This window comes from Candidatus Poriferisodalis sp. (assembly GCF_965208925.1).
In the GTDB taxonomy this organism is placed as follows: domain Bacteria; phylum Actinomycetota; class Acidimicrobiia; order Acidimicrobiales; family Poriferisodalaceae; genus Poriferisodalis.
Genome location: NZ_OZ242364.1, coordinates 1,923,501 through 1,945,230 on the forward strand (window position 1 = coordinate 1,923,501; position 21,730 = coordinate 1,945,230).

17 protein-coding genes and 1 tRNA gene are annotated in these 21,730 nt (G+C 68.3%); 13 read left to right on the forward strand and 5 right to left on the reverse strand.

Annotated features, from left to right (window positions below):
- Positions 1-28: 28 nt before the first annotated feature.
- Entirely contained in the window at positions 29-1,210 is a 1,182-nt protein-coding gene (locus tag ACOGI5_RS08505) for a nitroreductase family protein (RefSeq protein WP_419863992.1), read from the reverse strand.
- Positions 1,211-1,283: 73 nt separating this feature from the next.
- Between ACOGI5_RS08505 and ACOGI5_RS08510 the strand changes: the two genes are divergently transcribed.
- Complete coding sequence (locus ACOGI5_RS08510; protein WP_419863993.1) at positions 1,284-2,435, forward strand: acyl-CoA dehydrogenase family protein; 1,152 nt, start codon at positions 1,284-1,286, stop codon at positions 2,433-2,435.
- Positions 2,436-2,468: 33 nt separating this feature from the next.
- Here the strand turns inward: ACOGI5_RS08510 and ACOGI5_RS08515 are convergent, their stop codons facing one another.
- Complete coding sequence (locus tag ACOGI5_RS08515; RefSeq protein ID WP_419863994.1) at positions 2,469-3,347, reverse strand: polysaccharide deacetylase family protein; 879 nt, start codon at positions 3,345-3,347, stop codon at positions 2,469-2,471.
- Between the two features lie 138 nt (positions 3,348-3,485).
- Here ACOGI5_RS08515 and ACOGI5_RS08520 point away from each other — a divergent pair, with 138 nt between their 5' ends.
- The 7 genes from ACOGI5_RS08520 to ACOGI5_RS08550 all read left to right on the forward strand — a co-directional run bounded on the left by ACOGI5_RS08520 (position 3,486) and on the right by ACOGI5_RS08550 (position 12,713).
- Positions 3,486-5,066: a DUF3179 domain-containing (seleno)protein gene (locus tag ACOGI5_RS08520; protein WP_419863995.1), complete on the forward strand. Its 1,581-nt coding sequence runs from the start codon at positions 3,486-3,488 to the stop codon at positions 5,064-5,066.
- A 48-nt stretch (positions 5,067-5,114) separates the two neighbouring features.
- Positions 5,115-5,187, forward strand: a tRNA-Glu gene (locus ACOGI5_RS08525).
- Positions 5,155-6,822 (forward strand): class I adenylate-forming enzyme family protein, encoded by a 1,668-nt coding sequence (locus ACOGI5_RS08530; protein WP_419863996.1) that lies wholly within the window; start codon positions 5,155-5,157, stop codon positions 6,820-6,822. Before ACOGI5_RS08525 ends, ACOGI5_RS08530 begins: the two co-directional genes overlap by 33 nt.
- Before the next feature lie 16 nt (positions 6,823-6,838).
- Positions 6,839-8,332, forward strand: coding sequence for an FAD binding domain-containing protein (locus tag ACOGI5_RS08535; protein ID WP_419863997.1), 1,494 nt, complete (start codon positions 6,839-6,841; stop codon positions 8,330-8,332).
- Entirely contained in the window at positions 8,329-10,665 is a 2,337-nt protein-coding gene (locus ACOGI5_RS08540) for a xanthine dehydrogenase family protein molybdopterin-binding subunit (RefSeq protein WP_419863998.1), read from the forward strand. The genes ACOGI5_RS08535 and ACOGI5_RS08540 overlap by 4 nt, the downstream gene beginning before the upstream one ends.
- Before the next feature lie 78 nt (positions 10,666-10,743).
- Positions 10,744-11,742 carry a helix-turn-helix transcriptional regulator gene (locus ACOGI5_RS08545; RefSeq protein WP_419863999.1) on the forward strand — a complete coding sequence of 333 codons (999 nt, stop codon included), beginning with the start codon at positions 10,744-10,746 and terminating at the stop codon, positions 11,740-11,742.
- Positions 11,739-12,713 (forward strand): helix-turn-helix transcriptional regulator, encoded by a 975-nt coding sequence (locus ACOGI5_RS08550; protein WP_419864000.1) that lies wholly within the window; start codon positions 11,739-11,741, stop codon positions 12,711-12,713. The genes ACOGI5_RS08545 and ACOGI5_RS08550 overlap by 4 nt, the downstream gene beginning before the upstream one ends.
- Positions 12,714-12,728: 15 nt before the next feature.
- On the opposite strand, the gene ACOGI5_RS08555 is transcribed toward ACOGI5_RS08550, so the two are convergent.
- On the reverse strand, positions 12,729-13,535 hold the full coding sequence (locus ACOGI5_RS08555; RefSeq protein ID WP_419864001.1) for an endonuclease/exonuclease/phosphatase family protein: 807 nt from the start codon (positions 13,533-13,535) through the stop codon (positions 12,729-12,731).
- Between the two features lie 76 nt (positions 13,536-13,611).
- On the opposite strand from ACOGI5_RS08555, the gene ACOGI5_RS08560 reads away from it, so the two are divergent.
- The gene (locus ACOGI5_RS08560; RefSeq protein ID WP_419864002.1) at positions 13,612-14,355 is read left to right on the forward strand and encodes an alanyl-tRNA editing protein; all 744 of its coding nucleotides are present in this window, start codon (positions 13,612-13,614) and stop codon (positions 14,353-14,355) included.
- Positions 14,356-14,503: 148 nt separating this feature from the next.
- Positions 14,504-16,060, forward strand: coding sequence for a DNA-methyltransferase (locus tag ACOGI5_RS08565; protein WP_419864003.1), 1,557 nt, complete (start codon positions 14,504-14,506; stop codon positions 16,058-16,060).
- Between the two features lie 4 nt (positions 16,061-16,064).
- Here the strand turns inward: ACOGI5_RS08565 and ACOGI5_RS08570 are convergent, their stop codons facing one another.
- Positions 16,065-16,772 carry a PIG-L deacetylase family protein gene (locus ACOGI5_RS08570; protein ID WP_419864004.1) on the reverse strand — a complete coding sequence of 236 codons (708 nt, stop codon included), beginning with the start codon at positions 16,770-16,772 and terminating at the stop codon, positions 16,065-16,067.
- 40 nt (positions 16,773-16,812) lie between these two features.
- On the reverse strand, positions 16,813-17,427 hold the full coding sequence (gene cofC, locus ACOGI5_RS08575) for a 2-phospho-L-lactate guanylyltransferase (protein ID WP_419864005.1): 615 nt from the start codon (positions 17,425-17,427) through the stop codon (positions 16,813-16,815).
- Between the two features lie 76 nt (positions 17,428-17,503).
- Here cofC and ACOGI5_RS08580 point away from each other — a divergent pair, with 76 nt between their 5' ends.
- The 3 genes from ACOGI5_RS08580 (at position 17,504) to ACOGI5_RS08590 (ending at position 21,676) form a co-directional block, all read left to right on the forward strand.
- Positions 17,504-19,906: a hypothetical protein gene (locus tag ACOGI5_RS08580; protein WP_419864006.1), complete on the forward strand. Its 2,403-nt coding sequence runs from the start codon at positions 17,504-17,506 to the stop codon at positions 19,904-19,906.
- A 60-nt stretch (positions 19,907-19,966) separates the two neighbouring features.
- Positions 19,967-20,674 (forward strand): ribonuclease HII, encoded by a 708-nt coding sequence (locus ACOGI5_RS08585; RefSeq protein ID WP_419864007.1) that lies wholly within the window; start codon positions 19,967-19,969, stop codon positions 20,672-20,674.
- 105 nt (positions 20,675-20,779) lie between these two features.
- Positions 20,780-21,676, forward strand: a complete 897-nt coding sequence (locus ACOGI5_RS08590; RefSeq protein WP_419864008.1) for a class I SAM-dependent methyltransferase — start codon at positions 20,780-20,782, stop codon at positions 21,674-21,676.
- The last annotated feature ends 54 nt before the right edge of the window (positions 21,677-21,730 follow it).

Here is a 21,730-nt window from a genome sequence, read left to right on the forward strand (position 1 = left end):
GGCCAGTCAGCGAATGCTGGGCGGCTTGTCAATCGCCGTCGACGATGGCCTTGACGCCCTCGACCACTCGCTGCATGTTCGCCCGCAGAACGTCCCGGCGCCGGTTCAGCACACGCTGCTCCTTGGCGGGGTCGCGCAGTGCCATGGGCACCGTGCCGTTGTTCTCCTGGCCGATGAGCATCGAAAACCGCAGCCGGCTGCCGCCGCCCTGTTCGGCGAGGTCGAACCGCCAGGTCGCTCCGGGATTGTCGGTATCGGTGACCCGCCACTCGAACGCTGAGCGTTCCTTCCAGGCGGTCACGATGCAGTCGGTCTCCCAGTCGAAGACGTCGGGGATCGAGTTGCGGCCCCGGAACGTCGAGCCCACGCCGGGATCGCCCTCCGAGGTCCACTCGGCGCCCAGGAATTCCTCGGAGAACTGCGCCGGCATGCTGATGTCGGTGATGACCTCCCAGACCGCACGGGGTCGGGCGTCAGTGTCGATCTCGGCCACCACGCCCTGCCCGTCGGCCACCCGGGCGGTGCCGTCGGCGCTGGGCCGCTGGCGGGTGAAGCCCCACTGGTCGAAGTAGGTGATCTCGCTCGCCGGACGGCGGGGCGCCGGCGAGAAGTCGGTTCCCTTGGTGTACGCCACCGGGAAGCACACGAGCGTGGTGAGACCCGGCGGCATGCCCAGCAGCTCAGCCACCTCGTCGGATTTGTTGTTGAGCATCGTGGCGTACGCGGTGCCCAAGCCCCGGGAACGCAGAGCCAGGTTGAAGCTCCACGCGGAGGGGATGGCGCTGTCGAACAGTCCCGGCCGGCCGGTGTTGTCGTGGATGCCCCAGATCGCCAGCATCACGAGCGCCGGGGCCTTCGCATAGTTCTCCACGAGGTAGGCGCTCGAGCTGACGATGTGCTCCTTGGGGTGTCCAGTGCCGTCGAGGCGCCCGCGGGCATTGATGAAGATGGTGCCCACCTCGGCGTACAGCTCTCCAAGGCGGTCTTTGAGTTCTTGGTCGCGGATCACCATCCACCGGCGGCTCGCATCGTTGCCGCCAGTGGGTGCCTGCTCCGCTAAGTCGATGCACTCGAAGATGAGTTCGTCGCTGACCCAACGGTCGAAATCCAGGCGCTTGCGCACGGCCCTCGTCGTGGTGAGCAGGCGGTCCACCTGGTCCAAATCGAATCCGGCCTCAGAGAGGCGATCTCCGGAATCAGAATTCTGCATTTCGGTACCCTAAGTCGCCGCTGCACAGCGGTGCCGGGCCCCGATCGCGGCGGCCGAGTGCGAGGAGCGAGTCGTGCAATTGACCGAGGAGCAGCAGCAGATCCGCGAGGTGGCAAGAGCCTTCGCACAGCGCGAGATAGCTCCGTTCGCCGCTGAATGGGACCGAGCTGGGGGAACGCCGCGCGAGCTCTACCAGAAGATGGCCGATGTCGGACTCATGGGGGTGATGATCGACCCGCAATGGGGCGGCGCGGGTGCCGATTTCGTGTCGTACGCGCTGGCCATCGAGGAGATCTCGGCTGCCGACGGTGGGATCAGCAACATGATGGCGGCGAACAACTCGCCAGTCGCCATGGCGATTCAGCAATCCGGCACAGATCGGCAACGGCGCGACTATCTCACCAAGCTCACCAGCGGGGAGTGGCTCGGCTCCATACACCTCACCGAGCCCCACACCGGCTCAGATGCAGCCGCCATTCGCACCCGAGCCACCCGTGACGGCGACGAGTACGTGTTGACGGGGCACAAGGCGTTCATCACGGCCGGTGCCAGCGCGGGTGTGGCGATGATTGTGGCCGTCACCGATCCGGATGCCGGCAAGCGGGGCATCACTACCTTCATCACGCCGACGGACAACCCCGGCTACCAGGTGATCGCCAAAGAGACCAAGCTGGGACATCGCACCAACGACACCTGCCAGGTCGTGTTCGAGGACATGCGCGTGCCGGTCAGTGATGTGCTCGGCGAGCCCGGAAGGGGACTCGGCATCGCCTTGGGGAATCTCTCATTGGGCCGGATCGCAGCCGCTGCACAGGCCGTTGGCGGGGCGCGGGCGGCGCTGAACGCCGGCCATTCCTATGCCCAGGAGCGAGAAGCGTTCGGACGTCCGATCTTCGAGCATCAGGCAATCTCGTTCACGCTTGCCGACATGGCCACCCAGGTCGAGGCGGGACGCCAGCTCTACCTGCACGCAGCCCAGATGCGCGATCAGGGTCTGGACTGCGCCAGGGAGGCATCGATGGCGAAGCTGTTCGCCGCTGAGATGGCCGAGCGGGTGGCGTCGAAGGCCATCCAGATTCACGGCGGGTACGGCTACCTGAACGACTACCCGGTGGAGAAGATCTACCGCGACGTGCGGGTGTACCAGATCTACGAGGGCACGTCCGAAGTCCAGAAGATGCTGATCAGCCGCATGCTGGACGGCATTGACGGCATCGATGGCTAGCGGCGCCTCAGACGCGCCAGCCGGCCGCTTCCTTCACTCGATGCCCAGTTGGCGTCCGGCCCGCCACGCCTCGGCTACGTCGCACATGCGGGTGTAGCTTACGCCGAGATCAGTCATCTGGGAGATCCAGCGCTCCATCTCGTACAGGCGACCGCCCCGGCCGATGGCCTGGGGGTGGAACGTGACCGTGCACACCCCGTGCTGCACCTCGCTGGTCATCCACTTCACATCCGACAGGAACGTGTCGAACATGGTGCCGGGGTTCTCGAGGCCGGTCAGGATCGTGTTCTTGAACGTCACGAATTCGAGGTGCACGTAGTCGTCGAGGTGCCAGCTGAACGGCAGCTCGACAAGGTCCACCTGCTCGCCGAACTCCATGGGTCCGTCCAGCGGGAACTGGTCGCCGGTGCGCAGCCAGTACGGCGCGTAGTCATGGCCCATCAGTGACGAGTCGTAGCTGAGCCCGTATTCCATCAGCAGGTCGATGGTCCACGGATTGATGTCGCCTGACGGCGCCCGGTAGCCCTTCGGGGGAGCACCGGTCAGCGATTCGATCTGCGTATAGGTCCGCTCGAGGATGGCGCGCTCTTCGTCCTCGCTGAGCCGGGGGTTGTACTCATGGGCGTAGCCGTGCAGCCCCACCTCGCAGCCGGCGTCGACGACCATCTTGGCGGCATCGGGATAGGTGTCGATCGAGTGGCCGGGGATGAAGAAGGTGCACGGAATGTCGTGGCGCGCCAGGAGCTTCAGGATCCGCGGTACGGCCACAGCGCCGAATTCGCCACGTGAGATCGGCGTTGGTGTGGTCTGGCGCCGGGCGATCCACAGCGACGGTCCGTCGAAATCGAAGGTCAGGCAGACGTAGCCCGCCGGGTTGTCAGGTATCGCACCGTTGCTGGCACCGTTGTCCATCGGATTCCCCCTTCGTGGTGCCGCCGCAGCGGCCGCTCACGCTTGCCGTTCTAGCCCAACCAGCCTGACCATGGCGCAGCAGGGGCCTGCCATAGGCTCGGCCGCCGTATGCGAAGGCTGATTTGTGCAGTCGCGGCAGTGAGTGTGCTTGCCGCCGCGTGCTCGACCTCGTCGGGAGAGGACGAGGGCTCCGCCCCGACTGAGGCACCCGCGACCTCGTCAGCCCTCGCGACGGATCCGGCGAACAGCGCAGCGGCCTCCGGGGCCGCCGACGACGGCATGGGGCCACCCGACACCACACCCTCCGAAGCGCCGACGCCGACGACCCAGCCGTTCTTTCCCGGCACCGAGGACGGGCGGCCGTTCCTGGAGCTGACGCTGCTGGAGAAGATCGACGAGTTCCTGGAGCTGCCGAACACTGCGTTCGCAGCGAATATCGCCGGCGAGATGGGTCTGAGCGGCGAACAGCGGTGGGTTCCGTGGATCCTGGACATCATGCGTTTCGGCGGGACGCGGAACGTGAATGCGACTTCGATGCGCGCGCTCGAGACCATCACCGGCGTCGAGAGCTCTGGCGATTTCAACACCGACTACGTCCGGTACGGCTCGTGGTATCGCACGTACGGCATCGATCCAGGCGAGGGCTACGAGGAGTACAAGCGGGTGCTGTACGCCTACGTCGCCTACGAGTACGACGAGATACTGGCTCAGGTCACCGACCGGGTGACGCTCGGGGCCATCCAGTGGGGCGGCGTGCGCCGCGGCGGGATACCGGAGCTGAACAACCCCGAGCGGCTGACCCCGGCTGAGGCCGATTTCATGACCGATGACGAGCTGGTGCTGGGCTTCGTGATCGGCGGGGAAGCCGGGGCCTATCCGGTCCGCTTCCTGGCGCGTCATGAGCTTGCCAATGACGTTGTCGGCGGCGTACCGGTGGCGCTCGGCTACTGCACACTGTGCCTGACGGCGCTGATGTTCGACCGGCGTCTTCCGAACGGCGATGTGCTCACGTTCCAGACATCAGGACTGCTGATGGACTCGAACAAGATCATGATCGACAACGAAACCGAGAGCCTGTGGAACCACCTCTCGGGCACGGCGTTCGCCGGTCCGCTGGCTGGCACGAAGCTCGAGCAGTTCCCGGTGGCCACGGCGCGCTGGTCGGACTGGCTGGCCGATCACCCCGGCACGTTCACGCTGGACACACCCCCGCCGACGTTCTTCCCCGAGCTGCCCGAGCGGCCGCCGATCGCGTACGACTACACGCCAGGCGCGGCGTACCGCTCGTACTACTCCAGCGAAGATCTGTGGTTCCCGACCTTTGAGACGCCCGACGTGTTCGAGCTGAAGGAGGAGGTCGTCACGGTCGACCGCAACGACCATGCCTTGGCGCTGGGGCTGGCAGCACTGGAAGGCCTGGACCCGTTCGTCTACGTGCTCGGTGGCGAGCCGCTGGTGATCGTGCCGAACCAGGGGGGTGCCCGGGTCTACAGCGCAGCTGATGTGGGAGGGGTACCGGCCGCAGCCTGGCGTCACGGCGCCTCAGTCGAGGTGGCACCTGAGGGAGTGCAGCACGATGAACTGCACGTCAGCGGCATTGACCGTCAGCTCGGCATCGATCTCCGGCTGCCGCGCATCGTGTCGTCACAGTCGTTCTGGTTCGCCTGGTACGGCCTGCATCCCGATACCGAGATCTGGCCGCCGGTCGACAGAAGCTAGGGGTCGACTCGGGGGCCGTGGCTATGCTGGCTCCCCGCATCTCAACCAGCCCCCATCGTCTAGCGGCCAAGGACACCACCCTCTCAAGGTGGCGGCACGGGTTCGAATCCCGTTGGGGGTGCTCGTGGCCGTCTCGAGCCAAGCGTCGGATTGGCACCGGCACCTGCCGGCCGGCCTCAGCGCCGGCGATGTCGACTTGTCGGCGGGCGGCACGCTGCCTGCGGTGTGGCTGGATCGCTGGACGGTTGATCCGCAGCGGGCGGTTGTCTGGGACGCCCAGGCGGGGTGGGTGACCGGTGCCCAACTGCTCGAGCTTGCGCAGCAGGTAGCTCGGCGGCTGGCCGCAGCCGGGGTGAGCTCCGGCGATCGCGTGCTGATGAGCGGTCCGTCGTCGGCCCGACTCGTTGCTGCGCATACGGCGCTGCTGGGGATCGGAGCGGTGGTGGTCCCACTGAACGGTGCCTACCGCGCCGACGAGGTTCGCAATGTCGTGGTGGACTGCCGTCCGGCGGCGGCGCTGATCGAAGGTGTCGGCAGTCCTGACGAGTGGAAGCAGTGGATCACCGCTGCGGATCCGGCGGTGCTGATCGACACGTTCGATGCTGCCGAACTAGGCGCTGGCGACGGTGGCAGCAGTGCCGCTGGCACTCTCGACTTCGCCGAGCAGGCTCGCCGGCGCTCGGCCGACGAGCCGGCGCTCATCGGTTACACCTCCGGCACGACCGGGCGTCCCAAGGGTGCAGTGCTGTCTCATGCAAACCTGCTGGCGTCGGTGCGGGCGCTGGAGCTGGCTTGGCGGTGGACGGCCGACGACGTGCTGGTGCTGACGCTGCCGCTGTTCCACATGCATGGCCTCGGTGTGGGACTCCACGGAACACTGACCGTCGGGTCGCGGGCGGTGCTGCAGCCGACGTTCGATCCTGACGCCGTATTCGACGCGATCACTGATCTTGACGGGACTCTGGGGCACCGAGCCACGCTGTTCTTCGGCGTGCCGACCATGTACTCCCGGCTGGTGGCCTCGCCGCGGGCAGCCGAGCTGTCGGCGCTGCGGCTGTGCGTGTCGGGTTCGGCACCGATGCCCGCTGAGCTGCACGATGCCGTGCGGCAGGCGAGCGGTCAGCACGTCATCGAGCGCTACGGCATGACCGAGACGGTCATGCTGGTGTCGAATCCGCACGACGGGCCGAGACGAGCCGGCACGGTGGGCTTCCCATTGCCGGGCGTGGACATCCGTCTCGATGCGCTCGACGCCGACGATGACGAGCGTGGCCCAGCAGTCGACGATGGTGCTGCGGAGATCCTGGTGCGGGGCCCCAATGTGTTCTCGGGCTACTGGGAACGACCTGACGCCAACGCGGAGTCGTTCGACGACGGTTGGTTCCGCACCGGCGATCTGGGCGAGTGGGACGGCGGCTACCTGCGCATCGTGGGCCGGGCCAAGGAGCTCATCATCTGCGGCGGCTTCAACGTGTACCCCCGCGAGGTCGAGGAAGTCATCTCATCCCATCCGGAGGTCATCGAGTGCGCTGTCGGTAGCGAACCCGACCCCGAGTGGGGTGAGGCGGTGGTTGCCTTTGTCGTCGCTGAGCGCGACTTCGGCGACGACGAACTCAAGGACTTTGTCGGCGAGCGACTCGCGTACTACAAGCGACCCCGCCGCACCTACCGGATCGCGGCCTTGCCCCGCAACGCGCTCGGCAAGGTGCAGCGCCATCAACTCGGGCAGGGGGTCGCTGACGGGCCGGCCATCTGACACCCTTGTATGCCGGATGTTCGAGCTTCACGAAGTGCAGCGGGCAGTCCCGCTGCCAAGCCGCTATGTGGCCCCGGCCTCGCTCGGCGAGGCGGCTGAGCTGCTGTCGTCGTACGGCACCGCAGCGCGGCTGGTCGCCGGCGGCACCGACCTGATGCTTGAGCTCGCGAGGGGCGCCCGATCGGGCATCGAACTGCTCGTCGACATCTCGACACTGGACGGCCTCGATCAGATCTCCTACGAAGGCGGCCGCGTCACGCTGGGGCCGCTCGTCACCCATGCCGGGGTCATCGCTTCGGCGCCGATGCTGACGGCCGGTCTGCCGTTGGCCCAAGCGTGCCTCGAGGTGGGCTCGCCGCCGCTGCGCAACCGGGCCACGGTGGTCGGCAACATCGTCACGGCCAGCCCTGCCAACGACACCATCTCGGCGCTCGTTGCCTTGGGTGCCGAGGTGACGATGGCATCGGTTCGCGGAGAGCGCACCGTGCCGATCGTCGAGTTCTGTGCCGGCTTCCGCCAGACCGTGCTCGAACCTGACGAGATCGTCACGGCAGTGGCCTTCGATGCGCTCGACGGCGACGATCGGCCCACTGATCGTCGCGGCGTCTTCGTGAAGCTCGGCTTGCGGCGGGCGCAAGCCATCTCGGTGGTGCATGCCGCCGTGGTTGCCGAGCTCGACGGAGGTCGGGTGGCTGAGCTCGTGGTCGCCCTCGGCAGCGTGGCACCCACCATCGTCACCGTGCCCGAGGCGGCTGAGCTGGCCGCAGGTCGAGAGCTGGCCGAGGCCAGTGCCGACATCGTCGCCGCGGCGTGCCGGGCGGCGACTCCTATCGGCGACATCCGGGGCAGCGCCGAGTACCGCATGCACGCTGTCGGCGTCGTGGTGGATCGGGCGGTGCGTGCGTTGGACAGCGGCACCGAGGCTGACCGGTGGCCGTCCGAGCCGCCGCAGTTGACGCTGTCAGCGCACGTCGATCGTGCGCCGGCAACGTCGACTGAACTGGCTGATCGTGATGGCGTCATATCGGCGACAGTGAACGGGGAGCAGCGAACCGCCGCAGGAGCAGCGGGCAAGACGCTGATGGACTGGCTGCGCGACGACCTCGGCCTGACGGGCACCAAGGAGGGCTGCGCGGAGGGCGAGTGCGGCGCCTGCACGGTGCACCTCGACGGTGCGGCGGTGTTCTCGTGCTTGGTGCCGGCAGGCCGGGCCAATGGGGCGAACATCACGACCGTCGAGGGCGTGGCATCGCCCGCCGGCGATCTGCATCCGTTCCAGCAAGCCATGGTGGACACTGGCGGGGCACAGTGCGGGTTCTGCACGCCGGGATTCGTGATGAGCGCCGTGGCGCTGCTGGACGAGATTCCAGAGCCCACCGCAGAGCAGATCACCGTCGGCCTGTCGGGCAACCTCTGCCGCTGCACCGGCTACTGCTCGATCATCGAGGCGGTGCGAACTGCCTCGCTCGACTCAGGGGCGGTTGAAACCACGGCTGGAGGCGCGTCGTGAGGGAGGGCGCTGCTCCCGGCGCGCCCGGCGCGGCCATTGAGCTGGAGATGCCGTCGCCGCAGGCAGGCGGTCTGGGCCAGTCGCCGCCGCGTGCCGACGGGCCGGCCAAGGTCTCAGGCCTAGCCGGCTATCCCGCCGACCGCATCCCTGCCGATGCGCTCTGGGCCTTCGCTGTGTTCACTGACCAGCCGCACGCTCGCCTGCGTCGCCTCGACGTGAGCGCTGCCGAGCGCTGCCCAGGCGTCGTGGCGGTGTTCGGCTCGGCCGATGTGCCCTGCAACGAGTACGGGCTGACCAAGTTCGACCAGCCCGTCTTCGTCGGGCTCGATCACAGCGGGCGCAGCGCAGTGCCCTGCGATGTCTCCCGCTGGGAGGCCGATCACCTTGCGCTGATCGTTGCCGAGAGCCTCGATGAAGCGCGTGCCGCCGCTGCCGCCATCGACGTCGAGTGGGAGGCGCTGCCGGTCGTGACTGATCTGGACACGGCACTTGCGCCAGACGCTCCGCTCGTCCACCCCTACGACGGCATCGGGTCGAACCTGTACGAGTCGATGCGCACCCGCAAGGGCGACCTCGACGCCGGCTTCGCCGCCGCCGCGGCGGTCGTGGAGACCACCTACGAAGTGCCGTACCAGGAGCACGCCTATCTGCAGCCCGAAGCGGGCACCTCGTGGGTCGACGCCGAGGGCATCGTCAACGTCGAGATAGCGGGCCAATGGGTGCACGAAGACCGCGAGCAGATCGCCCACGCACTCGACCTGCCCGAGGAGCGCATCCGGGTGCGCTATCCCGCCATCGGCGGCGCATTCGGCGGCCGCGAGGACACCTCGATGCAGATCGTCCTGGCGCTGGCCGCCTTGCGGCTGTCCGAGAGCGGCTTCGACCGTCCAGTGGCCATGCAGTGGTCACGGGAGGAGTCCATCGTCGGCCATCACAAGCGGCACCGAGGTCGCATCTGGGCTCGCTGGGGCGCCGACCGCGACGGCAGGATCACCGCCGCGCAGGCTGAGGCCTGGCTGGATGCCGGCGCCTACAACTACACCTCCAACAAGGTGATGGGGAACCTGCACCTGGGCCTCGGCGGGCCCTACGAGCTGCCCAACGCCGCCATCGACACCCACGTCGTGTACACCAACGCCACACCCGGCGGAGCGTTCCGGGGCTTCGGCGCACCGCAGGCTGCCTTCGCCGTGGAGTGCCAGGTGAACAAGCTGGCCGAAGCGCTGGGCATGGACCCCATCGACATCCGCCGTGTCAACACCCTGCGCGAGGGTTCGCCGAGCATCGCTCACACACCGATGCCTGCTGGCGTGACCATGCCCGAGGTCATCGAAGCCTGCGCGCAGGCCGCGGCCCGCCCGGTGGACCCCACCGACAACGGCACCGAGGCGCCAGCGCCGTTCAGCCCGTTCGTGTCGTTGCCGGGCAGGCGGTCATCGCTGCGGCGGGGACGTGGATTCGCCTGCGCGTTCAAGAACGTTGGGTTCTCGTTCGGCTTCCCCGAGCGCTGCGAGGCCACGATTGTCTTGCACGGCGAACCCGGCGACGAGGCCCCAGCATCGGTCGAGCTGTCCCACGCCGGTGCCGACGTCGGCCAGGGCGCCCACACGGCCTTCCTGCAGATGGCCGCCGAGGCGACCGGGGTCGATCCGTCCAGGGTCGTGGGTCGCTTCAGCGACACCGGGACATCGGGGGACTCGGGATCGGCATCGGCATCCCGCCTGACGTGGATGGCCGGCAATTCGATCCTGGGTGCTGCCGAGGAGGCCGAGAAGGCATGGCGCGAGGGAGCCCGGCCGGCCATCGGGCACTTCCGTTTCACGCCCCCGCCGACCACCGAGCTGGACCCCGAGACCGGGGAGGGCACGCCGAACTTCTCCTACGGGTACGTCGCCCAGCACGTCGAGCTGACCGTCGACATCGACACCGGTCACATCCGCATCGACCGGGTGATCAGCGCCAACGATGTCGGCCGGGCCATCAACCCCCGCTTCGTCGTGGGCCAGATCGAGGGTGCGGTCGCCCAGGCACACGGCCACGTGCTCAGCGAGCACCTGCGCAGCCGGGACGGCCGCCTGCTGAACCCCCGCTTTTCCACCTATCTGATTCCCGGCATCGGCGACATCCCCGTGGCCACCGAGAGCGTGGTCCTGGAGCTGGCAGACCCGCTGGGGCCGTTCGGCGCCCGCGGCATGGCCGAGATGGGTGTCATCCCGTACGCGCCGGCGGTGGCCGCGGCACTGGCCGACGCCACCGGCGTCTGGATGGACGACTTCCCGCTGACTCCCGAACGGGTCTGGGCGGCGCTCGCAGGAGCAGGCGTCACGACCTGAGACTCGGCGATAATCCGCCTGCCGACCCAGCCGACTACTCAACCGGACGCCCGATACCGCAGTCCTACACTCCCGAGCGTGGCAGCGAGATCACGGCCGGATGCAACCGAGCGCGTGATGGAACTGATGATGTTCCTGCTCGCCCGCGACGTGCCCAAGACCCGCGAGGAGATCTGGCGCGACACCGGGTTGTACGCCCCCGAAGGCACGACGGACCGACGCTCGCTGGACAGCGCCCGGGCGTCGTTCGAACGCGACAAGGCGCTGATTCGCAATCTCGGCGTGCGCATCACCGAGTCGATGGAGCACGACGGCGCCACGTCGTACACGATCAGGCCCCGGGACTACTTCCTGCCCGACCTGCAGCTCAGCCGCGACGAGCAGCTCGCGCTGCGCTTCGCCGCGGCACGGGTGGACATCGGCGAAACGTGGGATCTCGAGGCTGTCGCCAAGCTCGCGAGCGGAGACCCGTCAGCACCGATCCGCAAGACGGAGCCCGCTGGGGCGGAGGTGGCGCTTCAGACCGCAGCGGCGAGCCAGAGCGCAACGAGCGCACGGCTGCCCGCGCTGGCTGCAGCCGCCGCCGAACGGGCAGCCGTCCGGTTCTCCTATGGCGGTCGCGAGCGAGACACCCAACCGCTGGGCCTGCTGTGCCGGGCGGGTTACTGGTATCTCGCTGCGCGAGAGGACGACGTGGTGAAGACGTTCCGGGTGGATCGCATGGACGGCGACGTGGAGGTCTCTGAGCGGGGGGCATTCGCGCGGGCGGATGTGGATGTGGCCAGCCTGCTGCCGTCCGAGCCGATGGAAATCGACTTCGGCGACGACTTCGAGGCCCAGGTGCGGATCGACGCCACGATGGCGCAGCAGTCCACTGCCGAGCGCGGAACAGTCGTCGAGCGGCACGATGACGGCTCGGTGACCGTGACGGCTCGAGTACGCAACCGAGCCGCATTTCGCATGTGGCTGCTGGACATGGGTCGCCACGCCATCGTGGAATCGCCGCCCGAGCTGGTCGACGAGATCACGTCATGGCTGGGAGCGCTGAGCGCCGGGGCAGGGGAAGCCGGCCGGTGAGAGGGCCGAGCACCTCAGTCAAGATCGAGCGACTGCTCGCCATCATCCCGTGGGTGGTCGAGCGCGGCGGCGCCACGGTGGCCGACATCGCTGAGCGATTCGAGATGCACACCGGCGCTGTCTATGACCTGCTGCTCGCAGCGATGTGCTACGAGGTGGTGGGGGCGAGCGCCTATGAGAATCTTGGCATCGTCGTTTTCGGCGACGATGGCGACGATGAAGACGCCAGCGAGGCGTGGGTGCATGTCGAGCCGGGCGCCATGCTGGATCGGCCGCTCAACCTGTCGGTGCCCCAAGCGTTCGGGATTCTCGTGGCCGGCCAGTCCGCGCTGGCGCTGCGCGGCGCTGACCGATCGGGTGCGCTGGCGACCGCGCTCGACAAGCTGAGCACTGCCTATGGCGAACGCGTCCGGGTGTCAGTGGATCTGCCGCTGCCGCGCTCGCTTGCGACTCTGCGGCACGCACTGGCCACCGGCACCGCCGTCTCCATCCACTACTACACGCCCAATACGGATGCGCTGAGCGAACGCAGGGTGGATCCGCTGGGGGTCACACTGGTTGACGGCCACTGGTACCTGCGGGGCTGGTGCCACCTGCGGCAGGACCTGCGCTCGTTCCGTGTGGATCGCATCGAGGAGTGCAGCGACACGGGTGAACTGCACGGCCGGGACCCCGAGACGGTGGAGGCAGCCGCAATTGCGCCGGCGGAGTCCGACGAGACGACCGAGGTGGTGCTGTCGATTCCTTGCGACGACTTGTGGCGAGTAGAGGCATACCCATCGCTGGAGGTACGCGACGACGGCGACCGGTGCATCGTCAGCTACGCCATCCGCAGCCCGATGGTGCTCGGTCAGATGCTCCTGCGCCTCGGTGCCGCGACCCACGTCGTCAACGCAGCCGCGCTGCCGCCCGAGTTGGCCGGAGCCGGCCGCACCGCGGCCGCAGAGATCCTGGAGCTCTACAGCCCGTAGCCGTGCCGGAGCTGGTCAGTCGACCAGCTCGGTGACGAGGCCGTAGTGATCCGACGGCACCACGCTGTTGATGGCTTCGGTGCCGATCAGCCGGACACTCGCGATGTTGCCCTGCGGAACCGGGCGCGGCGTCGACACGAACACGTAGTCGATGCGCCGGTTCGGCCACATGGCCTGGGACAGGTAGGGATTCTGGCCGCTCCACGTGAAGCCCGGGCCGTCACCCGCCTGTGCCCAGGCATCGCTCCAGACCAGTTCGGGAACCGGAGGCGGCCGCTCGCCGGTCAGCAGCCGGATCTCCTCGGAGCCGGGGACGGCGTTGAAGTCGCCAGCCATGACGATCGGGAAACCCTCGGGGTCGTGATGAGGTGCCGCCAGCTCGCACAGCGTGGCCACCTGTGCTTGGCGGATCTCGCTGAGATGGAAGCGGTGCTCGAGGTGGGTGCAGATGACCGTCATCTCGCCGTCGCCGCGGGCAATCCGCGCCACGACCGCCGTCCGATGCCCAGACTGCTGACCCTCAGGCGACGAGGGGTCGCCGACAGCCAGCGAGTGCGAGCTGGACTCGATGATCGGCTCCCGGCTCAGAATGGCGTTGCTGAACGACAATCCCCGCCGACCGTAGCGCGGGTGATGCGCCACGTTCATGTCGAGCGCCTCGCCGAGCAGGTCGGCCTGATTGGGGCCGTCGCGCTCGGCCCAGATCTCCTGGCAGCAGATGAGATCGGCTTCGAGCTCGGCGAGCGTGGCGGCAATGGCCTCGTGGCGAGCCTCCCAGTTGTCGCCGAAGCGCCACCACAGGTTCCAGGTCACGATGCGCACGGGGTCACCGTAACGGTCACGCACCGCGGCGAGCTGACTGACCGATGCGAGGCCCGGCGACGTATCGTCTGCGCCGATGACTGCCGCGCCGAATGCCGAACAGGCCACCGATCAGATCTACTTGCGCGACGCGTTCCTGCAGAGCGTCGAGGCAACCGTGATCGATGTGCGCGACGATGCCGTCGCGCTCGACCGGACCGTCTTCTACGCCACCGGCGGCGGGCAACCCCACGACACCGGCACGCTGGCAGACGCCCATGGCAACTCCTGGCAGGTGGGCAACGTGCGCAAGGAGGGCGACCTCGTCTGGCACTGGGTGGACGCCGAGCCGCCCCCTGCCGGAACGGCGTTGACCGGCACGATCGACTGGGACCGGCGGCTGCAGCTCATGCGCACCCACACCGCGCTGCACATCCTGTGCGGGGTCATCTGGAACGAGTGGGGAGTGCTCGTGACCGGCGGGAACATGGAGCCGCTGGCCGCCCGCATGGACTTCGAGTTCAGCCCGCTGCCCGAGGGCTTCGCGGCACGGGTCACCGAGCTGGTCAACGCCGAGATCGCCGCGGATCGGCCCATCGAGGTGAGCTTCCTGGAACGCGGGGTGGCGCTGGCCGATCCCGAGCTGATCCGCACCAAGGTCAATCTGATCCCCGAGTGGGTGACCGACATCCGGGTGGTGGACATCGTGGGGCTCGACCGCCAGGCCGACGGCGGCACACACGTGGCCTCGACTGGTGCGGTGGGCCGGTTCGAGATCACCAAGACCGAGTCCAAGGGCAAGGGCAACAAGCGCGTCCGCATGGTGCTGCACGACGCGTAGCAGCCTTGGAGCCCGGGGCGGGTCCTGTCGCCGAACACCCCGCAGTCCTCGCAAGCTGCGGGCTGCGGGGTCCCCGTTCGACGCCACCCACCCCTATTTCCAACGTTCCTTCTTGGCGAGCGCGCGCTTGTTCGGTACCTTGTGGAAAATGACTCCCCGGGAGCCGTTGGGCGCAACGCGCACCGCTGCGCCGTCTGCTCGCCGGACGGCGACGTCTCGATTCGGCGCCTCCCGGCGCGAGGGTCATGACGCCTCGGCGTTCTACGCCCGCTTCACGCCCCCGGTCCTGTCCGATGACGACACGGTGGCTCGGGGACCCGACTTCGACCCTGAGCTGGCCGAACGTCTCGGCGACGGCTGCTTCTGCGGAGATGCGCGGCAGATGGCCGAGCTGCCCGATGCGTGCGTGGCCCTGGTGGTCACCTCACCGCCGTACTTCGTCGGCAAGTCCTACGAAGACGCGGTCGCAGCGGGCGCCGACAGCCGCATTCCCACGAGCTACTTCGATTACCTCGACATGCTGCGCGAGGTGTTCGCCGAGTGTGTGCGCGTGCTGGAGCCGGGCGGCCGCATCGCCGTCAACGTGGCCAATCTGGGCCGCAAGCCGTACCGCAGCCTGTCGGGCGATGTGGCAAAGATCTTCGAGGAGCTCGGCCTGTTGCTGCGGGGCGAGATCGTCTGGCAGAAGAGCAAGGGCTCGAGCGGATCGTGCGCATGGGGCTCATTCCGCAGCCCGTCGAACCCGACGCTGCGCGACACCACCGAGCGCATCGTGATCGCCAGCAAGGGCCGCTTCGACCGGGCTCGTTCGGCAGCGCAGCGCGAGAGCGAGGGCCTGCCGTACCGCAGCAGCCTGTCCACCGATGAGTTCATGGAAGCCACGCTCGACGTGTGGGACATGGGTCCCGAGAGCGCGCAGCGGGTGCGGCATCCAGCGCCCTTCCCCCTGGAACTGCCCCGCCGCCTGATCGACCTGTACACCTACGAGAACGATCTCGTGCTGGACCCGTTCATGGGCTCGGGCACGACGCTGGTGGCGAGCGTGCTGTGCGGGCGACGACCGGTGGGCTACGACCTCGATCCCGACTACGTGGAACTTGCCCGCTCGCGTGTCGAGACCGCCGCTTCCGCACCGCCCGAGACACCCCGCCGCGCCGAGCAGCCGCCGCTGTTCGAGCCGAGTGCGATCCGGCCGAGAACGCCAGCGCCGATAGCCGACGAGATGACCGCCGATGCGTTCGTCCGCCAGGCCACCGAGGCTGGTCGCAAGGCGCACGACATTGCCGGCGATCTGCTGGAGCACTGCGGTTTCGAAGTACTGCGCAGCCCCGCAACGGTGCGCGGTTCGGGGGTGAAGTTCAGCTTTCTGGTGGCCGACCGGGCGAACGGCGAGTGGTGGATCGATGTGGCGGGAGCATTCACCACCGTTCGGCCTGGCCTGCTGCGCGCCGAGACGTTGTGGAAGGCACTGGGTCGCGCCTCGGTACTGGCCGCGGCCGAGCCCGATGCGCGACTGCTGCTGCTGACACCCCATCTGCCGCGACCGGGTGCCGAGGGCGACCGTGCCCTGCGCACGCTGGGGCCGGCAGCAGTCTTCGATGTGATCGAGCTGTTCGACGACCAGGCTGCTGCCCGGCTGGCGAGCTACGCCGAGGGCGCCGCGGCTCCGCTGGTCGGCTTCTGGGACGACAGCGAGATCGACTAGGCGCTCAAACGCTGTCGATGCGCTTGAAGAGCTCGGCGTAGGCGATCCCCGCCTGCTGGCCGCTGGCCACGGCCACGGCGTCCACCCAATCGGCGAAACGCTGCACCTGGGCGGGGTCCTCCGGATCGGCAATGTCGTGGGTGGTCACGAATTGGCTGCGATGGCACAGCAGCGCAGCGGTCTTCGTGGCGGTCCAGCCCTCGACGTTCTCCGCATGATCGGGCTCGTCAGCTTCGAACAGCAGCAGTTCGTCGGGCCGGTGCGGGGGCAGGCCCTGCTCAGGGAAGAAGAATGGGTCCCGCGCTGCCACCACGCCCTCAACGGCCAGCAGTCCGGCGTGGCGATGATCGGGATGCAGCCGGTAGCGCTTCCACGGGTCATGGCCCAGCACGACAGCCGGCCGGAGCTCACGGATGGCCCGGGCGACCTGTGCACGGGTTGCGAGGTCGCTGTCGAGCTCCCCGTCGACGTGGCCGCCGAACCGGACCTCGCCGGTCGCACCGAGCGCGGCCGCTGCGGCTCGCTGCTCGTCCTGGCGAAGCCGTACCAGCGCCGCCTGGTCGCAGTCAGGGTCCCAGGTGCCCTTGGAGCCGTCGGTGCAGACGAAGTGGTGCACGACCGTGCCGCCGGCTGCCCACTTGGCCAGCGTGGCGCCGCAGTCGAACTCGGCATCGTCAGGATGGGCGGCGATGACCAGCGCTGAAGCCGGCACTGGCAGATCCGTTGAGAAGCCGGCTTGCGGGCTCGGGGCCTCAGCGGGCATTGTCGGGGGCACGCCCGCCGAGCTCGGCGGCGTCAAGGTCATCGGGCGTGTCGATGTCGAATTCGAGAGCGGCGACTCGTCGCACGCGCAGGTCGAGCCCGCACCGCAGCGCCTCGGCGCAGTGAGCCTCGAACGAGCCGGGCCCGTAGTGGAACTCGAAACCGGCGCCCAGCGGCAACGCCATGACATTGGTGCCGTCCAGATGCCGATCCGGGACGATGGTCACCGTGCCTGCCTCAGCCAGCCCGTCCAGCGTCTCAGCATGCGGCAAGTCGGCGTGTGCGATCACGACATGGCCAAGACCGTCGCCACTGGTGCCGGCAGTCTCGAGTGCGGTCACGGCAGCGGTGATCGCCGGATTCAGACCGTCGGCGTCGATCCACAGCACCTCAGCGCCCGCCGCGTGCGCCCAATCGGCCACCTCGTCGTTGTCGCACACGATCTTGGTCGGCAACGAGCCGGCGGCCTTCACGACCTGCCTTGCCATGTTGCGGGCCAGTTCATGCCGCTCGGACTCGCTCAGGCGGTCAGCCAAGCGGCCCTTGGCAAGCCGGAAGCCCTTGACGGGAATGAGCACGGTCGGCGTGACGCCGGTTGCAGTCACCCGCGGCGAGTGTATGGCCCAGCCTCTCGGCCGCATCTGCCGAGGCTGACAGTCGGCGGTTTGCTAGGACAGGACGGTGCGAATCGGCAAACGGGCTGACCGCCCCCGCCCCCCGCGTCCAGCGGAGCCGCCGTCCGGCTGGATCCGACCGTGGTGGGCAGAGCGTCAGCTCGACCCCGATTCGGCCGCATACGCTCCGGCGGCGAGTCGGGTCCGCTACTGGAACAGCGATGACCACGTCGAAGCGGGCGTGCTCGCGAACACGCTCGGCCGTTCATGGACGACTGTCGGGCTGCCCGAGACGCTGGAGCGGGCCGAGGTGGATCCGCGGGGACTGGTGGTGTGCGGGGGATGGTCGCTGGATTGGTGGGTGCGCTCCGGCGAGGAGTGGGCCTTCCCATCGCGAGCGTCCTCCGTAAGGCAGCGCTTGGTGGATGGAATGCCGGTGGTCGAGACGATCCTGCGTATCGGCGGTGGCGATGTCTCCCATCGCGTTGCGGCGGCCCGGGGCGCTGCCGTCCAGCTCGGCGACGCCGAGCGGCACGTCCCGAGGCAGGACAAGCGGGTGCTGGGCGACGGCGCAAGCGCCGTTCCTGAGGTATTGGTGATTGAAATCGCCAATCGAACGCCTGCGCCCGTGGCAGTGGCACTCGCGGCGCGGCCATGCCACTTGGGTGCCTTCGAGCACGAGAACGACGAGACATGGGAGTGGTCGAACGCGTGGGGAATCGACGAGATTCTCGTCGACGGTCGCGTGATGACGCTTGGCGATGTTCACCTCCATGCGGCGAACCGCACGGCGGTGGTCTTTGATCGCGTGCCAGGCGACGTGGTCGTCGGCAGTAACGGGATCGACTGCGCCGCAGGGCTCGTGTCCTCAGCCGGTCATGCCGCCACAGAACAGGCCAGTTCGGTGCCCGTCAGCATCGGAAGCAGTGGGTCTCTCAGCAATCCGGCATCGACACCGAAACTCAAGCGCGTTCCGGTCTCGGTGACGTGCCCCCAGCGCCTGGCAAACGCGGCAGCGGTCTTCCCGCTCGTCGCCGGCGCGACGCTGCGTGCTGCAGTTGTCGGGCGCGGCTCGGCATTCGAATGGGACGATGACGGCAGCCCCGCGCTCGGTGCCGCCGTGCTGGAAGCGGTGCCTGGCCTGGAGCGGGTGGCAAATGGCTGGCGGCAGCGCGTCGATGCAGGCTGCCGGATCGAACTGCCCAGTGGCCGTCTGGCCGATGCCGTGATGTCGGCACGTGCCTCCCAGCTGCTCGCCACGGCGCCATTCGATGACGGACCGGGTGTCGTCGGTCCCATGCTCGCCTCGGCGCTGGCCACCGACTTTCAGTTCGCTGGCGACGACTTGGTTCAGTTGCTGGCGCTGATCGAGTCGGGAGCGCCTGAGCAGGTTCGCGATCTCCTGCTGCGCCAAGCCCAAGCGCAGTTTCCTTCCGGCGAGACCTCCAGCATGGGCGTTTCGGTCACAGGCACATCGCTCGTGCTCGCCGAGCATCTGCTGTCGCTTCACCCCGACCCCGCATTCGCCGAGGCCGTCGGGGAGTTCACAGCATCAGGCGCGCGATGGCTGCTGACGCGCGACGCGGACAGGCGAGAGGGGCCGTGGACGATTCGCGAAGGCTTGCGAGCCGGCTACCGGCTCCTGCTGCGGCACGGGGCGGAGCGAGCAGCGGTTGCTTTGCGGCGTGAGGCGGCATCGCTGCCCGAGGCACAGCGCGTCGACCCTGCGCACGCTCCGACGTCGCCATCGTTCTACCGGGACGACTCGGGAGAGCTGCCGTGGAAGGCGTCCTGGGACGCAACGCCAGCGCCGCCCAGTCGGCGCTGGGAGTGGATATCACACGACACCGGACTGTGGATCCATGGAGCCGTCCCGTGGGCTCCGCCGTTGCCGTTCGTGACGCCCGAACCGGCCGAAGGCACTCCAATCGACTTCGCGGAGGACACAGCGGCATCGTGTGGCCATGATCTGGTTGCCACCGCGCTGCTGGCATTTGCCGAGGCGCGTCCGGCACCGGAGCGTTCCTTCGAGCGGCTCGAGGCGCTGGTGTCGGTGGCATCGTCTACGTTCAGCTGGCCGACCTATGTGCATCCGCGGTTGCACACCGGCACCAACGGCACAGGGCATGATCTCATGGTGGGCGGGCTGTTTGTCAGGACGCTCTTGCGCTTGATGGTCGACGTGCCTGACGACGGCACGCTGTACGCAGCGCAGACGCCGACGCTGCGGCTTGCTGCCCACTGGCCGGCGGCATGGCTGGGCCAGCCAGTCGAGATCCACGACGTGCCGACGCGCATCGGCAGGGTGTCGTGGGCGGTGCGCTGGCACGGCGAGCGGCCGGCGCTGCTGTGGGACGTCGTGCCGCACCACCTGGACGGCAGCGCTCCCACGGTGACGGCACCGGGACTCGACCCGGCGTTCGCCGCCACCGGCTGGCAGGGCGAGACCCTGCTGGCGCCCCCTGCATAGCGGTTCAGCCGTGTGGCCGCCTTGCCGAACGGCGCGAGGTCGGCAACTAGGTTCACCTCCATGACGGTGCGGCCGAGCCTCACGTTCGAGCGGCGGTGCTGGGAGTCGGGTGAGGCGACGGTCGTCGGCGTGGACGAGGTAGGCCGCGGCGCTTGGGCCGGACCGCTGACGGTGGGCGCCGTAGTCGTTTCGCCGCAGGGCCGCGTCAACGGCATTCGCGATTCGAAGGAGCTCCGCCCCGAGGTGCGTGAGCAGCTTTTCGAGCGCATCGACGGGTGGGCCCGCGCCTGGTCGGTGGGGCACGCCACCGCTGCCGAGTGCGACGAGCTGGGCATGACCGATGCCCTGCGTGTTGCCACTCGCCGGGCCCTGGACGCGCTGCCGGCCGAGCCCGATCGGGTGCTGCTCGACGGCAACTTCAACTTCGTGGACTGGCGTCCCAGCAGGGCGCTGGTGGAGGGCGACCGGCGCTGCCTGTCGATTGCCGCCGCCTCCATCATGGCCAAGGTGGTGCGGGACCGGATCATGTCGCTGCTGGCGGCCGATTTCCCTCCCTACGGGTTCGAGTCGAACAAGGGCTATCCCGCGCCGGTTCACCGTGCCGCGCTGGCCACACACGGGCCGTGCGCAATTCACCGGCTGAGCTGGTCGTTCACCGATGCGCTGCCCGACGCCGAGCCGGTGCCGAGCGTCGCGCATCGCGACGCCGAGACGGCGCTGGCGACCTACTCGAGAGCCTTCGCGGGACCCGATACGACGCTGTTCTGAGTCGCTGCTTTCGTCGGCTCGTCAGGCACTGGGGCACATGCCACGTCGGAAGCAAGCTGCGGGCGTGGGCTGCTAGAAGAAGGCAGCTTCGGAGAAGGGCGACCGATGAGCGTGAGCGACGATCCCAACGCCGGCCAGCGCAAGTTCTGGCGCAACGCGGACATCTGGGTGCAGCAACAGGAGCGACTGGACGCACAGCTCGCTCACATCGGCCTGGCGGCGATGGATGTCGCCGAGGAACTTCCGTCCGGTGCGAACGTGCTCGACGTGGGCTGCGGTTGTGGCCAGACATCGCTGCAGTGGAGCGAGCGGGTGAGCGGATCAGTCTTGGGGGTTGACATCAGTGACCTGCTCATCGACGTGGCGCGACGGCGAGCTGCCACCCACGCCGCCGAGCATCCTGCGGCGGCACCCATCAGCTTCGCCGTGGCTGACGCGCAGACCGCCGACATGACGGTGCTCGGTGCGAAGGCGACGGCTCGTCATGGGGCGTTTGACGGATTCGACGTGGTGTTCTCCCGGTTCGGCGTGATGTTCTTCGCCGATCCCGCAGCGGCGTTCGCCAACTTGCGGGCAGCGACGCGATCGGGCGGGCAGCTCGCCTTTGCCTGCTGGCAGACGCCACGACAGAACCCGTGGCTGATCACGGTCAACAAGGCGGTGCTGGAGATTGTGGAGATGCCTGAGGGCGACGGTCCCACGGTGGATCCGTTTGCGTTTGCCGACACCGACTTTGTGCACGGCATCCTCGGCGACGCGGGCTGGTCGGCCGTCGACTCTGCGTCGTTCGAGACCGAGATGATCTACGGCGCCGGCAACACGCTCGCCGATACGGCCCAGTTCGCCATGGATCTCGGCATCGCCCAGCGGGCGCTGCAGGGACACCCGCCCGCAGTGCACGCTCAAGCCAAGGAAGCCGTGATCGCGGCACTCGAGCCGTTCGAGACCCCAGCAGGCGTCGTGTTCCCTGCAGCTGCGTGGATCGTCACGGCGCGCAACTGATCCGGCAGACGGTCGCCCGCGCTCCCGCTTGTTGCGAGGCCCAGCCGGCTCGAC